A 14,345-nucleotide genomic window follows, 5' to 3' on the forward strand; every position below is an offset into this window, starting at 1 on the left:
CGCCGCCGAAATGCTTCGCCATTACGGTCGTTATCGCCGCCGTCGTGGTCGTCTTTCCGTGGTCCACGTGGCCGATCGTTCCTATATTTACATGTGGCTTGTCTCGCTGAAATGTCTCTTTTGCCATGACTACAATATTTACAATTTAATGTTCAGAATCACATCGATGTTTAAGCAGCACGTCGAGAGCCGTTAGTCGGAATTGAACCGACGACCCCTTCCTTACCATGGAAGTGCTCTACCCCTGAGCTATAACGGCTTGTGCAAATCCCAGTGGGATGAGCGGGCGACCGGAGTCGAACCGGCAACATTCACCTTGGAAGGGTGACACTCTACCAATTGAGTTACGCCCGCTTGAGTGGGGGGAGCAGGATTCGAACCTACGAAGTCTCACGACAACAGATTTACAGTCTGCCCCAGTTGGCCGCTTTGGTATCCCCCCAGCGAAATCAAAATGTCAAAATTTCGACAGCTACCCTGACAAACCTTAGAGCCAGCGGCCGGATTCGAACCGACGACCGGCTGTTTACAAAACAGCTGCTCTACCCCTGAGCTACGCTGGCTTGTCAAGATAAAGTCTGATAATTATGCCAACAAATGTGTCGACCCATCAGCCCCAGTCGAAAGACTCGAAAGCTACGGACACTTTTTATTTTTGTCAACAAATAAACCAAATAAAAATACTATTTCTTTACAAGACTATTCATATTAAAAAACATGCTCTCATTTTCTATAATAATAGATTCCAATCCTGATTAACAGGTATAGAGCAACACCGCCCAAAATGATTCGTCCATATATCGAAAGATATTCTCCAATAAGTCGCCAATTCTCGTGCACGACCCACCCAAAACCAAGCAAAATACTGTTCCATAAAACAGAACTAATTGCCGAACATAAGATCGTTGCACTCACTTTGGTATGCCCAAGTCCGGCTGCTAAAGAAATAACTGATCTTGTGCCTGCCAAAAACCGATTGGCCAAGACAACCCCCATCCCCCATTGCTGCATCCAGGAACGAACTTTATTGAGGTATTCTACCGGAATAAACCGCAATAACCTAACTCCTTTGGGACTACCTTCTATTTGCTCGCCCCATTTACTTCCAATCCAGTACATACTCATAAAACCAAATACCGAGGCAATGGTAGTGAGCAGTAAAATGGGAAGCAAACCAATAACCGATTCGGCTGCTAAATATCCACCGAAAGCAACCAGCACATCACCAGGAATAGGAGGTAGCACATTTTCTACATAAGCAACTGTAAAGAATACAAGGTAAATACTGACCGGGGGCAGTGTTTGAATCAACTGAACAGTCTCCTGAATAAATTGCTCAACCATTGGACTGCTCTGTTAATAATGAAACAGCCCGTGCCGAAATACCTTTTTCGTTGCCTTCAAAGCCCATACCCTCTGAGGTTGTTGCCTTCACAGAAACCTGGTCGACATCTACACTAAGATCATCAGCAATATTTTTTCTCATATCGTCGATATAAGATGCCAGTCTGGGCCGCTCGGCTACAATTGTAGCGTCAACATTGGCAACCATGAATCCCTTTTGGCGAATAAGATCAACAACTTCTCTCAATAATACTCGACTGTCGGCCCCGGCAAATGCATTATCCGTATCGGGGAAGTGCTGCCCAATATCTCCCAATGCACAAGCGCCAAGCAGAGCATCAGTAATAGCATGCAAAAGTACGTCCGCATCGGAATGTCCCACCAAGCCTTTGGTGTGGGGAATAGCAACCCCGCCCAATATCAGACTATGCCCCTTTTCAAGACCATGAACATCATATCCGTAACCAATGCGCATATTGTGTTTCTTTAGTTATTAATCCTCAACTTTGCCAGTTCCAAATCCATCGGGTAGGTTATCTTAAAATTAGACTGACTGCCCTTCACCATTTTAACGGGCTTGCCCAGGCGTTCAACCAGAGAAGCATCGTCCGTTCCGATGAAATCATGGCGAATAGCATCCTCATACGCCTCTTCAAGCAACTCCTTTCTAAAAATCTGTGGCGTTTGTGTTTGCCACAAGAAGGCACGGTTTGGCGTTTCCTGCACAAACTGCTGATCATCCACTCTCTTGATAGTATCTTTGGCCGGAACCCCGAGCACTGCTGCACCAAACTGATCGGCTACCCGGCAGCACTCTTCAATATGCTGTTTCGCTACAAAAGGGCGTACCGCATCATGGACCAACACCAAATCAACACTTGTCAACTCCTGCAAAGCATTATAAATGGAATGCTGGCGTTCCTCCCCACCAGATATCACACAGGTTTCAACTTTTTCTGGAAAAATGCTTTCCAAAATTTGTTGTGCAACACCTAAATATTCATCTGATGTCGCAACAACTACCTGGCGCAACCCACTAAGCAAGACAAAGGGACGAAGCGTTTGCTCTAAGATAGAAACACCCCCGATTTTCAAATAAGGCTTGGGCGTTTCTTTTTGCATCCGGCGACCAGAACCAGCAGCCGGTATGATCAATGCCTTCTTAGTCACGTTATACAATTAATATAGAGTCACCGAAACCGAAAAAGCGGTAATCATTCTCTTTCGCTTCTTCGTAAGCCTGCATGAAAAAGTCATACCCTCCAAAAGCAGCGCCCAGCATCAGCATAGTAGATTCAGGACGGTGGAAGTTTGTAATAACACCTTCGGTAATCTTAAAATCATAAGGCGGATAGATAAATTTATCCGTCCAACCTGTACCGGGCTTGGAAATACCACTGGCGGTGATACTAGTTTCAATGGTCCGCACGGAAGTCGTCCCACAGCCTACCACTTTATTATCCTTACTCTTAAGGGCTTTATTTATCTTGTCAGATGTTTCTTTGGATATATGATAGTTCTCTGAATCCATCCGATGCTTGGTCAAATCCTCTACCTCTACCGGGCGGAAGGTACCCCAGCCTATATGTAGTGTAATAGGCAACATTTCTACCCCTTTATCCTCAAGCTTTTGGACCAACTCAGGCGTAAAATGCATAGCTGCAAAAGGAGCAGCAACAGAACCTCGCTCCTTGGCAAAAATAGTTTGATACTGTTCTTTATCCTTCTCTTTGGCTTCCCGCTCGATATATGGAGGCAATGGCATTTCACCAATCTCATCTAACAGTTGGTAGAGCTCTTCATTTGTTCCTTCATATAAGAAACGGATCGTCCGACCGCGTGATGTGGTGTTATCTATCACTTCCGCCATTAGGTCAGGCCCAAAGTAAAGCTTATTGCCAATACGGATTTTTCGAGCCGGCTCTACCAGCACGTCCCAGAGCATATTTTCCGGTACCAACTCACGCAATAAAAACACCTCAATGTCGGCGTCAGTCTTTTCCTTCTTTCCTTTCAGCCGCGCAGGGAATACTTTGGTATCATTATAAATGAGCACATCTCCCTCATTCAAATACTTATGAATATCGGAAAATTTTTCATGAGTAATGGACTCATCTTCCCGATCAAGAACCATCAGTTTTGAGTCGTCGCGCGGCTCTACAGGCTCTTCAGGAATATTGTAATCATCTATATCAAATTTAAAATCGGTTAATTTCATTATCGAACTTCAGCCTTTTATTTGGTTTTATTAACCCGTATTTTTATTGGATTCAAAGCCTTCAAATATACTCTATTTTCCGGCGGAGGACAAGTTCAATATTTACACAAAGGTGTGCCAGAGCGGTCGAATGGGGCGGTCTCGAAAACCGTTGAGCCGTTTTTCAATTCTAAGGGTTCGAATCTTTTCGAGCTCCTCCCACCGATAATCACCCCTGATGAAAGAGATTTCCATCCCATCTTTTTATTTCAACTTACAGTTTTAAAGACCGTTACCGGGCAAATCAAAGAATGTGTTTCCTCACAAAAGCTCTTTATTGTAGAGCTATACTTTGTTATACTTTATATAGAGCTAATTCGTTATATTAGCCTCTAAGATTTTCTTCAATCTCGGACTATCGTTATGAAAAAAACATCTTACTTCCCATTTCTCTTAGCGTTTCTCGTATTAACATTTGGTATCCATTCTCTGGCATCGGCGCAGCTTCGGGAGAATATGAACAATTCCTCTGCCCTAACGGGCCCCTTAGTTAAATCCGACCCCAGCGAGGGAGCCAACCTTGGGAACCTGTTCAACATGCAGATGGATCATTCCTATTCCATGATGTTTTCCAGTTTTGGAGGACAGATGCAAAATATGAATGCGTATACTAATACCATGCGCTTCTTTTTTTCTGAGAACCTGACGGGACGTGTTGACCTCTCGCTACTGCACTCCCCCTTTGGAGGAAGCTCGTATATGTCTAATAATAACGGAGGGATGAATACGGAGCTGATTATCCGAAACGCTGAACTCAATTATCAACTCAGCGAAAATAGCAACATCAGGCTTCAATTCCAGCAATTGCCTAATAACTACGGGATAAGCCCCTGGGGAATGGGGCAATCAGGCTACGGATACCGTCATCTACAACGACCACCCGTTTTTGACTGAGAATTAAAGAGCGCATGAGCGAACGCAATACCGAAGATTCCAACTCTTTTGTCCTTAACGCCGCTATTGGCTTCTTGAGTCTGCTCTTGGTGTTATTGGTTTTTGGACTATTCACCCGGATTATTTATCCACGGATTGAAAGCCAGCGAGCCAATCAAGATGCCAAGCTTATCGGTAAAGTGATACAACTGGAAGTGCTCAACGGTTGTGGCGTTCCAGGCTTAGCTAACCGTTTTACCTCCACACTTCGAAAAAATGGATTCGATGTTGTAGAAACGGGCAATTTTGAAAACTTTAATATGACCAATACTGTTATTATAGCCCGAACCATCAGCGCCGAAAATGCCCAGCGTGTTGCTGATGCTATCGGGGTCGATCCGGAAAATGTGTTTGTAGAGGCATCAGAAGACTTTTACCTCGATGCCACTGTAGTCATCGGATCGGATTACGAATCTTTAACTCTTAACTAACCATATATGACCGATACTGCTCCCCAAAAAGACCAGCAATTTACCAGCGTCAACAATACCAAAACAGCTGACTCTGATAAACTAATTGATGTTATTACCGAAGCAATGCTCGACCGCAAGGCTGAGGATATTACCGTTATTGATGTACACGGCCTTACCACACTTACCGACAAGTTTGTAGTCTGTCATGCTTCAACCGATGTACAAATTAAAGCCATTGCCAACCACATAAGCCAGGAGACAAAAGAACAGTTGGGAGAAAAACCCTGGAAGGAAGAAGGACGGGAAAGCCGCAGGTGGGTGATCTTAGATTATGTAAATGTAGTGGTTCACATCTTCAAAAAAGAGTTGCGGGAATACTATGCGCTCGAACGAATGTGGAATGATGCCCCTGTCCGCAAAATTGAAGAGACCGCATAATTTTATGCTCACACAACATCTAAAGCTACTGGCAGTCACTTTCGCACTGGCTTGTAGTATCTGTAGCTGTGCATCTTCTGATAATAAACAACATACTACCTACCCGAACCAAGTACAATTGACAGAGCCGGGGGCTATACCCTATACCCCGGGCAAGGTGTATATCGATGCTATTAAACAAATATCGACGGGGGCTTCCGATGGCCTGTTGATCTCAGGATCATTTTCCGATGGATGTACACATTTACAAGCCGTACTACATAATATTGAAGACGACTCCCTTAGCCTCAAAATTTCTGCGTGGCGTAACAAGGAGGCGGTATGTACTCAGGCACTGGTCCCATTTTCTTTTATTTATGACAAGTTATCCTCACAGCAATTGAACAGCTACTCTCAAGTTAGTATAAACGGCCAAACCTACTCTTTCTGATTATGTCAAAGCGTATTCTAATTACCGAACCCATTATTCCTTCTGTCATTGAGAAACTCAAGGAACATTTTAACGTAGATGTCGGTAAACGGGGTGCCTACAATACCGAAGAAGCACTCATAGCAGCCATACCCGATTATGATGCGATTTTGCCCATGCTTTCCAACCCGATCACCGAGGAAGTGATTAAAGCCGGTGACAAACTTCAAATTGTTGCTAACCATGCGGTAGGGTATAATAATATTGACGTAGAAGCTGCTCACAGACATAAGGTACAGGTAGCCAACACCCCCGGTGTATTAACAGATTCTTGTGCAGAATTCACCCTGGCTTTGATGCTGGCCGTAGGTCGCCGGTTATGCCAGGCGCAAGAATATCTGCTTGCAGGAAAATTTGATGGCTGGGAACCCCTGGGTTTTTTAGGGACAGAATTACAAGGCAGTACCCTCGGCATTATAGGCATGGGACGCATAGGACAAGCAGTGGCAGAAAGAGCCAACGCCCTGGGGATGGATATCATCTATCATAACCGAAGCCAGCTTTCGTCAGATATCGAAAGCCAGCTCGATGCAGACTACTGTTCCGATCTTAAGACGCTGATTCCCCAGGCAGATGTCGTCTCCCTCCACTGCCCTCTCACCGAAGAAACACGACATTTAGTTGACGCAGACATGCTGGACCTTATGAAGGATCATGCGATCCTCATCAACACATCCAGGGGGCCGGTAGTGGATGAAGAAGCCCTTGCACAGGCCCTACATGATGGTACTATAGGTGGAGCCGGTATCGATGTATTTGAGGAAGAACCGAAAGTGCATCCCAAGCTCAAAAATGCTCCAAACTGTTTATTAACGCCTCATATTGCCAGTGCCAGTCATAAAACACGGGAAGATATCGGAATGTTAGCAGCCCAAGCTATTATAAAAATACTGCAGGGAAACCCTGCTTCAGAAATTCCTAACTTGATTCAGGCCTAATTTCGGTTCATATTAACACCATCAGATGAACCGATTTTTTTCATGAAAAACTCCTTGAATACCCAGCGGACCTACTATTTGTTAGGATGGACCCTAGTGGGTTTGCTGTTGGTTCTTCTTGCCCTCGAGGGGTGGCGTTATGGCGTCAAACCTTCAGAAGAAGACAACTTACAGCGGATAGAGCAACAGCTTACCACGGCGGCACAGCGCTTTCAAACCAAACAACATGAGCTGCTTCAGCGATCTGAAAAATTAGCCGCTACCCTGCAAACACCCCTAATCCGCAGCCAGCCTCCATCGGACCTCTACCAGCTATTATCTCCCTATACAGACCTTTGGAGTATCGCCCTTTTTCAAAATAACCAGCCCATTGTATGGAGAGGATTTGCTCTTCAGGAACGAGAAGAAGACTTGTTTGATGAACCATTTGAGTCAAGTATTGTTCTCCGCCAAAAAAATAATACCATATTCTGGGAGTGCCACGTCCCATTCAGCTTACAACAAGATGACAATACGACCTGGTATCGCCTGTTTACCAGTTATCGCATTGAGCAAAGCAACCCACTGGCTATCGGAAACTCCAGCGAATACAACTTATTCCGATCAGAGGTAGCAAAAAATTATCCGCTGGATTTCAGTATCTTCAGCACACCACCTTCCGATACCCTAAAATCTCAACAGCTTTCCAATCTTGCCGGTGATTCTGTAGGCGTTGTTTATGCAACCGACAACAGGTTTAATCAGATGGAGCAGGAATGGAGCCAAGACAACCAGTTCTGGCGTTCCTCATATATTGTATTGTGTTTCCTTGTTTTCGTCTTTTTGTTCTTTGTTGGAGCAGTGGATACCATCAGCTGGTCTTTTGCGCTATTAATCCAACTCCTGTTTATTGGAATTGGCTGGCTCATCTTTAATTACACTGACCTGCTTTTTTATTGGGCGCAATCGCTGGCAGAGACTACGAATACCAGCTTAACAACTTCGGTGGTTCAGCAGTTAGGCAAGGTCTTTACCAATGTCGTTTTTGCCCTGCTTGCCACCATTGCTATTGCCCGGAAACTTCCCTTTTTCAACCGAAAACTTAAAGCAACGTCTTATTTGAGCTCTATCGGTATTGCAAGCCTCTTTGGAACGATAAATGCCTTGGCAATACCCGCCGTATTCAACTGGATCTACCAATACACCATTATCGGTAATATTCGCCTCCTCGATTTACGAATTTTCCCCTATGGCCGAACCATTGTACTCTATCTGGTTGTAGGCATCAGCTTGTTAGCCTTGGGTATTCTGCTGATAACCCTCAATCGATTTCTTTTCCGCACAACCCGAAGCCATATAAAACTTTCGGTTTCCATACTTAGTATCTCATTTATCATCAGCCTTTTTGCAGTTCAAATACTTGTGCTCGAACAGGCTGCTCTAAACTGGATATTCTATTCAAGCATTTGCAGTTTTATCTGTATTGCAGGCATTGCCTTGGGCCATTCAAAACGTAACGTATGGATCTACTCTCTTTCTCCGCTTCGACACGTTGTGTTGGCAAGTACTCTTATTGCAGCCATCAGTATGCCGATGTTTTATCAAGCCTACCTGCAAAACCTGGATCAAGAACTGTTAAAAACGGCCCGCAACTTTGCAAGAGAAGAAGACAACCAGGCTGAACAACTCACTGAACAGCTGCTGATAACACTTGAAAAAGAATTTCGATCTGTCACTTACGATGATATCCGAAACAATCCTTCTTCTCTGCAGGCCCGTTTTACCCAAACAATACAAAATTTCCTTCAGCCCCAATGGAACTCCTACTCCTTTGATCTTCAGCTTGTCAATCGCTACGAAGAACTTATAGCAGATTATTCTACCAACTTAAATTCCCCAGAGTGGGTTGATGACTTTAGTATCAACTCCTATGAGTTGGCTACTGAAATCCTGCAGATCACAAAATCCGCTATCCGTCCGGTCGTTCAGCAACCCAATGTTGTTAACCAGGAAGATTACAGCACCTTCTACAGAGGATGGATTCCCGTTTATGGACCTTCCACGCAGACGCCCATAGCATGGATACTCTGTTCCGTTTATAAAGAACGTCCGCAATTTAATAAACCCATCCGGGCAGTCATGGCCTCGCTCACCTACGAGGATTGGAATAGTGCTTTCCTGATGCAAAAGTATGAGAATGAACAACTCGTCAATACCCGCCAGCAGGGATTTGCCGGTTACTTTCCAAAATATCAGCGACTAAACCAATCGGAAGTTCAAGCCCTGGCCAGCGATTCCCTGATTTATTTTACCAATAATACTGCCGAATCCACCTATCGCACACTGTTGCGGAAAGAATCAGAAGCGGCGTCGATAAAAATCAGTACTTCGTTGGCCGAATACCGGGTCATATTGTTCTCTTTCTTCCGGTTCTGTTTTACCCTCCTGATTGTAGGATGCCTTATCGCCCTTATCCTGCACCTTTTGAGCGGAGGCTACCTTCCCTTTCTTGGAGAAAAGAAACGCTTTCAGGATCGTATCCTTGACAGTTTTCTGCTGGCTACACTTATTTTCCTGGGATTTCTTATTGCTACCTCTCACTATGCCATCAAGCAACAGAACCAGGATATTGTCCGCCAAGAGCTATTTGATAAACTTGAACGACTGGCCGGTTCTATTGAATCGAACGAAATGGTCCGCAATCACTTAAATCTCGGATCTTCTTTTTCCTTAGAATCACTTGCCACTCCCTGGAATGCCGATGCCACCCTTTATACTAAACATAATGCTCAGCATAAAGTCAGTGAAACCACGACACCACAAATTTATCAACAACATTTGTTGCCGACAGCTCTGCCTTATGAAATTTTCAACCAACTCTATGTGCAGCAACAGCGCGATGCATTTGCTACGGTCAACCTTGCAGGGCAATCACTGCTTATCGGTTATCGGCTCATCCTCAACCAAGAGAGAGAGCCGGTTGCAACCCTTGCTATTCCGACCTTCCTGGAATCTCCCAAATATGACCAACAGCTTCTGGAAACCACAAGCTACCTGATCCTCGCGTATCTTCTGGTATTTGGTCTCTTTATTCTGGGTTCGGCTTTTATCTCCAAGTCACTGACGCGGCCATTGAACTATATCCAAAGTGGACTTAATAAAATTTCGGGTGGTAACCTGGATACCACCATTCCCGTCACCAGTCATGATGAAATTGGGAACCTGGCGAAAGCCTATAATAAGATGGTATTCAGGCTTAAAAAATTACAAAAAGAGTTAGCTGAGGCAGAGCGAGAGGCAGCGTGGAAAGAGATGGCCCAGCAAGTAGCCCATGAGATAAAAAATCCACTTACCCCCATGAAACTTAACGTTCAGCACTTGGAACGACAGTTGAAAACAGGCAATAATGAGGGACCGGAGCTCAAAGCTCGTATCCAAAAAATAACCGGCAACCTGATTGAACAAATCCAGTCTCTCAGTAATATTGCCTCTGACTTCTCTAAGTTTTCCCAGCCCGTGGAAGAAGATTTTACAACTGTAGATCTTGGTGCCCTTTTAACATCCGTAGCCCAGCTCTATGAGCACGATAAGAAGATGGATATTTCCCTGCAATTATCCTCACGCCCTATTAAAGTTCAGGGCGCGACCGATGATCTGAAGCGGGTTTTCATCAATATGGTGAAAAATGCATACGAAGCGATGGATGGAGAAGGCGGACACATTGCTCTTTCACTTTATGAACGAAAGGGGCACGCTTTTGTAGAAGTGGAAGACAACGGCCGAGGCATCCCCGAAGAAAACCGGGGCAATGTATTTGTACCCAGCTTTTCAACGAAATCTGGTGGTACGGGACTGGGCCTTGCCATCTGTAAAAAAATTATAGACGCACACGGTGGCAGCATCTCCTTTGCTTCCGTTGAAGGAGAAGGTACCACCTTTGTGATAAAGCTTGCGCTCAGTTAGCAGGTTGTAGGTAAAGCCTGACGATTTATAGGTTCCTTATCAAGCATTTATTTCAATAACTTTCAACTTTTTAACCTTCAACCTTATACTTAACACTTCTGCTATCAACATTAATCAAAGGCAATGGTAACACCTACAGCCATCAGCGGCGTGCGGTATTTTCGGGTATATCCGGCATTTATAAATCCACGGACATTGATTTTACTGCCCGACAGATCAGGACTCTGTCCCATTAATCGCAATCCATACCACTGAACATTAAAGGTGGGCTCTCCACCAGACCATTGACCTTCCTTTTCCACAAACTGCATCGGCTGAGTTCTAAAAAAAGCCCCTACACTTAATCCGCCTCCGGCTTTTTCCAGTATCGGTCGCTGTATAATCAGTTCTCCTCCATTCTCCACTGCTAACCGATAATTGACGGTAGCAAAGACTTTCTCAATGGTGCGAACAGTAGCATCCATATGCATACCGGTAAGGATAAGACCCGGGCTAAAGGCCACTGCAACCCGACGACCGTTCCCAAAAGAAAACCCAAAACCCGGATTAACAACGTTCCTCATAAAATCTTGACTCAGATATGGCGACTGCTCGCTTCCGTGTTCACCAACAGCTGCTTCTTCTAATGCAGAATGCATTGGCATAGCCGATACCACGGTCACTGCTCCTCCGTAGCGAATAAAAGGAAGAATCTCTTCATGTTTCTGCCCGTATGGATCGCTGGAAGAAAAGACCAGTCCTTCAGTCACTGGCATCTGGATACCGCAACCAACCAAGAATAGCACCCCTCCCAATACTCCAAATACATATCTCACGATGTAAAAGTATTGACCGTTAATCTTTTACTTCTTATTAATAGTACACCCAAAAGAGCGAGCATAACTATTCTTCTATCTATTAATACTGCCAAACATTAAAACAAAAATGCCCTTTTACTGATACTCATGAGAGACATATTAAAATCTGTTTTAACTATCTTTTGCGCCTCATTTTTCGTACTATAATCCACTTTTTCAAAAATTCTTAGTTTCGACTCTGTAGTGCTCTCATATCTAAAATCAGAAAAGTATAATATTCGTAAAGAGGCCGGTCAGACGCTCAAAGTCGGCCTGCCTGTCATCATTGCGCAGCTTCTGCAAATGTCAATGAATTTTGTGGATACGGTAATGGCCGGAAACTTATCGGCACAGGACCTGGCTGCTGTAGCCGTAGGTGGCGCGATCTTTATGCCGTTCATGATGCTCGCGGCGGGAATCCTAATGGCCGTAACTCCCGTCATCGCCCAGCTTATCGGGGCCCGCAAATTTCGTGAGGTAGGAATCAATGTGCGTCAGGTTCTTTGGCTCAGCCAAATGTTAGCCATTCCTATTTTTTTCCTGATCAGAAACCTCGAATTTGCAATGGTTTTTCTGGATGTAGAGCCGGCCATCATTCCTATTGCTCAGGGTTACTTAAATGCAATATCATGGGGTGTTTTTGCCGTTGCAGGCTATATGGCGCTCCGTTTCTTTAATGAGGGCCTCTCCGCAACCCGGCCCGGCATGTACTTTGCACTACTTGGCGTCTTCGTAAATATTGCAGGCAACTACATTCTGATGTACGGCAAATTCGGATTGCCCGAACTGGGGGCCCGGGGCTGTGGGTATGCTTCGGCTATTGTCGGTGTCGTCATGTTTGTTGGAATGCTCCTATTCACCTATAATTATGAATCTTATCAGCGGTTTAACATTTTCGATTCTTTTCGTAAACCGAACTGGCCCTATCTTAAAGAGCTCTTACAGGTTGGCGTACCTATCGGACTGAGTTCTACCATGGAAGTGAGCATGTTTGCGCTTGTCAGCCTGCTGATGGGATCCATCGGCACCATTGCCGTAGCGGGTCATCAAGTTGCCATCAACTTTTCAGCGATGACCTTCATGGTTCCCTTTGGTCTTTCAACGGCTATTACTACACGGGTCGGCAACGCTATCGGCAAGGGGTCGATCTATGAAGCGCGTCGTCGTGGCTACGTTGGCATTGGCCTGGCCACTCTTTTTATGTGTGTTACCGCCATGATCATGTACCTTTTCCCAGATCTGATCACCAGTATTTATACCCAGAATGCAGACGTTCAGGAAGTCGCTATCAGCCTTCTGTATATGGCAGCTATTTTTCAAATATCCGACGGCTTGCAAGTAAGCGGTTATGGTGCTTTACGGGGATTGAAAGATACAACATTGCCCATGGCTGTTAACTTTGTAGCTTACTGGCTGGTAGGGCTGCCTCTTGGCTACTATCTCGGCCTCGTGCGAGGGATTGGTCCACAGGGGCTTTGGATGGGACTCATAGCCGGACTCACTATTGCCGCTATTCTTCATAACATCCGATTTTACAAGCTCACCCGGCGTTCCCAAACATAATCTGGACAACATTTTTCCGCTTTAGATTAGGATTTGGGATTTTTTACCGCCAAATTTGAGTATTGCTACATTACACTCCCGACAAGAGAATCCATATCGATTCATGGCGGCCTATATTCACAATATTGCAACCGTTGTTCCTGAACGCTCGTACCGGCAAGATTTTCTGCGTGAGCAGATGAAAAAATATATTGGCCAGCGAGATATCAGCCGGCACATCATCCATCGGATATATGCCAAGTCAGGCATTAAAAAGCGGCATACGGTTATTGATGATTTCCGGGCCAACGGAGATCCCAGAGTATTCTTTCAACAGGACGGAAGCCTGTCTACCCCTTCAACAGGGAAGCGAAATCAACTCTATATCGAAAAGGCTAAACCTCTTTGGGTTAAAACAGCCCGAAAAACAATCGAGGAGAATCCCTCTGTTAACAAAACCGATATTACCCATATTATCACGGTATCATGCACTGGTTTTTTTGCTCCGGAGCCAGGCTTTGAAATCATCAAAGAGCTCAATTTATCCTCCTCCACCGAACGTTTCCACCTGGGCTTTATGGGATGTTTTGCTGCCTTCCCGGCTATGAAAATGGCCCAATCCTTTTGTGCAGCCCAACCCGATGCCAACGTATTAATCGTATGCCTGGAACTTTGTACCCTGCACTTGCAAAATTCCGAAGCCACCGACCATCTTATTTCGGCCTCTGTATTTGCCGATGGGGCAGCCGGGTTGATCGTCAGTGCCCGACAACCTGTAAAACGAGCATTAAAACTTGAACATTTTTCCACAACCATTGCCGAAGAAACGGAGGAAGATATGGCCTGGACGATTGGCGACACTGGCTTTGAAATGGTACTTTCAAGCTATGTTCCGGACCTGATTAAATCGAACCTTTCAGACGCTATTCAACCTCTTCTTGAGGCTTACCACATTTCGTTAGCCGACATTAACCGTTGGGCCGTACATCCCGGTGGGCGGGCCATCCTTGACAAGGTTCACCAAAGCTGTAACCTTCAGCCTGAGCAGCTTGCAGCTTCAAGAAAGGTACTTGCCAATTATGGAAATATGAGCAGTGCAACCATCTTGTTTGTGCTTAAAGAGCTTCTGGATTCCACGGAAGAAAACAATAAAACTACCACATTAGCTTTAGCATTTGGTCCCGGCCTTACCATCGAAAGTGCACTACTAACAACCACCGATCCTGCGTAGTT

At 45.0% G+C, this 14,345-nt stretch carries 14 protein-coding genes and 5 tRNA genes; 9 read left to right on the forward strand and 10 right to left on the reverse strand.

Translation table 11 applies throughout. The annotated features are described in order from the left end of the window. The 9 genes from J6I44_RS11175 to queA all read right to left on the reverse strand — a co-directional run. Window positions 1-127: GTP-binding protein (locus J6I44_RS11175; RefSeq protein ID WP_265766455.1), on the reverse strand; the 127-nt coding region annotated here is incomplete at its 3' end. A 60-nt stretch (window positions 128-187) separates the two neighbouring features. Next, a tRNA-Thr gene (locus J6I44_RS11180) sits at window positions 188-259 on the reverse strand. Between the two features lie 22 nt (window positions 260-281). Beyond that, window positions 282-354, reverse strand: a tRNA-Gly gene (locus tag J6I44_RS11185). Window positions 355-359: 5 nt separating this feature from the next. Then, window positions 360-442: transfer RNA gene (locus J6I44_RS11190), tRNA-Tyr, on the reverse strand. A 49-nt stretch (window positions 443-491) separates the two neighbouring features. Then, window positions 492-563: transfer RNA gene (locus tag J6I44_RS11195), tRNA-Thr, on the reverse strand. A gap of 160 nt (window positions 564-723) precedes the next feature. Continuing rightward, window positions 724-1,344, reverse strand: a complete 621-nt coding sequence (locus J6I44_RS11200; protein ID WP_265766215.1) for a DedA family protein — start codon at window positions 1,342-1,344, stop codon at window positions 724-726. Continuing rightward, a complete protein-coding gene (ispF, locus tag J6I44_RS11205) occupies window positions 1,337-1,819 on the reverse strand; it encodes a 2-C-methyl-D-erythritol 2,4-cyclodiphosphate synthase (RefSeq protein WP_265766216.1) in 483 nt (160 codons plus the stop codon). Before ispF ends, J6I44_RS11200 begins: the two co-directional genes overlap by 8 nt. Before the next feature lie 11 nt (window positions 1,820-1,830). After that, on the reverse strand, window positions 1,831-2,514 hold the full coding sequence (gene ispD / locus J6I44_RS11210; protein ID WP_265766217.1) for a 2-C-methyl-D-erythritol 4-phosphate cytidylyltransferase: 684 nt from the start codon (window positions 2,512-2,514) through the stop codon (window positions 1,831-1,833). A 1-nt stretch (window position 2,515) separates the two neighbouring features. Further along, window positions 2,516-3,562, reverse strand: coding sequence for a tRNA preQ1(34) S-adenosylmethionine ribosyltransferase-isomerase QueA (gene queA / locus J6I44_RS11215; protein ID WP_265766219.1), 1,047 nt, complete (start codon window positions 3,560-3,562; stop codon window positions 2,516-2,518). A gap of 111 nt (window positions 3,563-3,673) precedes the next feature. Between queA and J6I44_RS11220 the strand changes: the two genes are divergently transcribed. The 7 genes from J6I44_RS11220 to J6I44_RS11250 all read left to right on the forward strand — a co-directional run bounded on the left by J6I44_RS11220 (window position 3,674) and on the right by J6I44_RS11250 (window position 10,734). Then, window positions 3,674-3,759, forward strand: a tRNA-Ser gene (locus J6I44_RS11220). A gap of 205 nt (window positions 3,760-3,964) precedes the next feature. Beyond that, complete coding sequence (locus J6I44_RS11225; RefSeq protein WP_265766220.1) at window positions 3,965-4,495, forward strand: hypothetical protein; 531 nt, start codon at window positions 3,965-3,967, stop codon at window positions 4,493-4,495. Between the two features lie 14 nt (window positions 4,496-4,509). After that, complete coding sequence (locus J6I44_RS11230) at window positions 4,510-4,965, forward strand: LytR C-terminal domain-containing protein (RefSeq protein WP_265766221.1); 456 nt, start codon at window positions 4,510-4,512, stop codon at window positions 4,963-4,965. A 6-nt stretch (window positions 4,966-4,971) separates the two neighbouring features. After that, on the forward strand, window positions 4,972-5,385 hold the full coding sequence (gene rsfS / locus J6I44_RS11235; RefSeq protein ID WP_265766222.1) for a ribosome silencing factor: 414 nt from the start codon (window positions 4,972-4,974) through the stop codon (window positions 5,383-5,385). 4 nt (window positions 5,386-5,389) lie between these two features. Then, a complete protein-coding gene (locus J6I44_RS11240) occupies window positions 5,390-5,815 on the forward strand; it encodes a hypothetical protein (RefSeq protein ID WP_265766223.1) in 426 nt (141 codons plus the stop codon). 2 nt (window positions 5,816-5,817) lie between these two features. Next, complete coding sequence (locus J6I44_RS11245) at window positions 5,818-6,792, forward strand: 2-hydroxyacid dehydrogenase (RefSeq protein WP_265766224.1); 975 nt, start codon at window positions 5,818-5,820, stop codon at window positions 6,790-6,792. A gap of 42 nt (window positions 6,793-6,834) precedes the next feature. After that, a complete protein-coding gene (locus J6I44_RS11250) occupies window positions 6,835-10,734 on the forward strand; it encodes a sensor histidine kinase (RefSeq protein WP_265766225.1) in 3,900 nt (1,299 codons plus the stop codon). Between the two features lie 110 nt (window positions 10,735-10,844). Here J6I44_RS11250 and J6I44_RS11255 read toward each other — a convergent pair whose 3' ends face one another. Continuing rightward, window positions 10,845-11,549 (reverse strand): hypothetical protein, encoded by a 705-nt coding sequence (locus J6I44_RS11255; RefSeq protein ID WP_265766226.1) that lies wholly within the window; start codon window positions 11,547-11,549, stop codon window positions 10,845-10,847. A gap of 225 nt (window positions 11,550-11,774) precedes the next feature. On the opposite strand from J6I44_RS11255, the gene J6I44_RS11260 reads away from it, so the two are divergent. Then, a complete protein-coding gene (locus J6I44_RS11260; protein WP_265766227.1) occupies window positions 11,775-13,133 on the forward strand; it encodes an MATE family efflux transporter in 1,359 nt (452 codons plus the stop codon). A gap of 55 nt (window positions 13,134-13,188) precedes the next feature. Continuing rightward, window positions 13,189-14,343 (forward strand): type III polyketide synthase, encoded by a 1,155-nt coding sequence (locus J6I44_RS11265; protein ID WP_265766228.1) that lies wholly within the window; start codon window positions 13,189-13,191, stop codon window positions 14,341-14,343. The last annotated feature ends 2 nt before the right edge of the window (window positions 14,344-14,345 follow it).

This window comes from Fodinibius salsisoli, from assembly GCF_026229185.1.
Taxonomy (GTDB): domain Bacteria; phylum Bacteroidota; class Rhodothermia; order Balneolales; family Balneolaceae; genus Fodinibius; species Fodinibius salsisoli.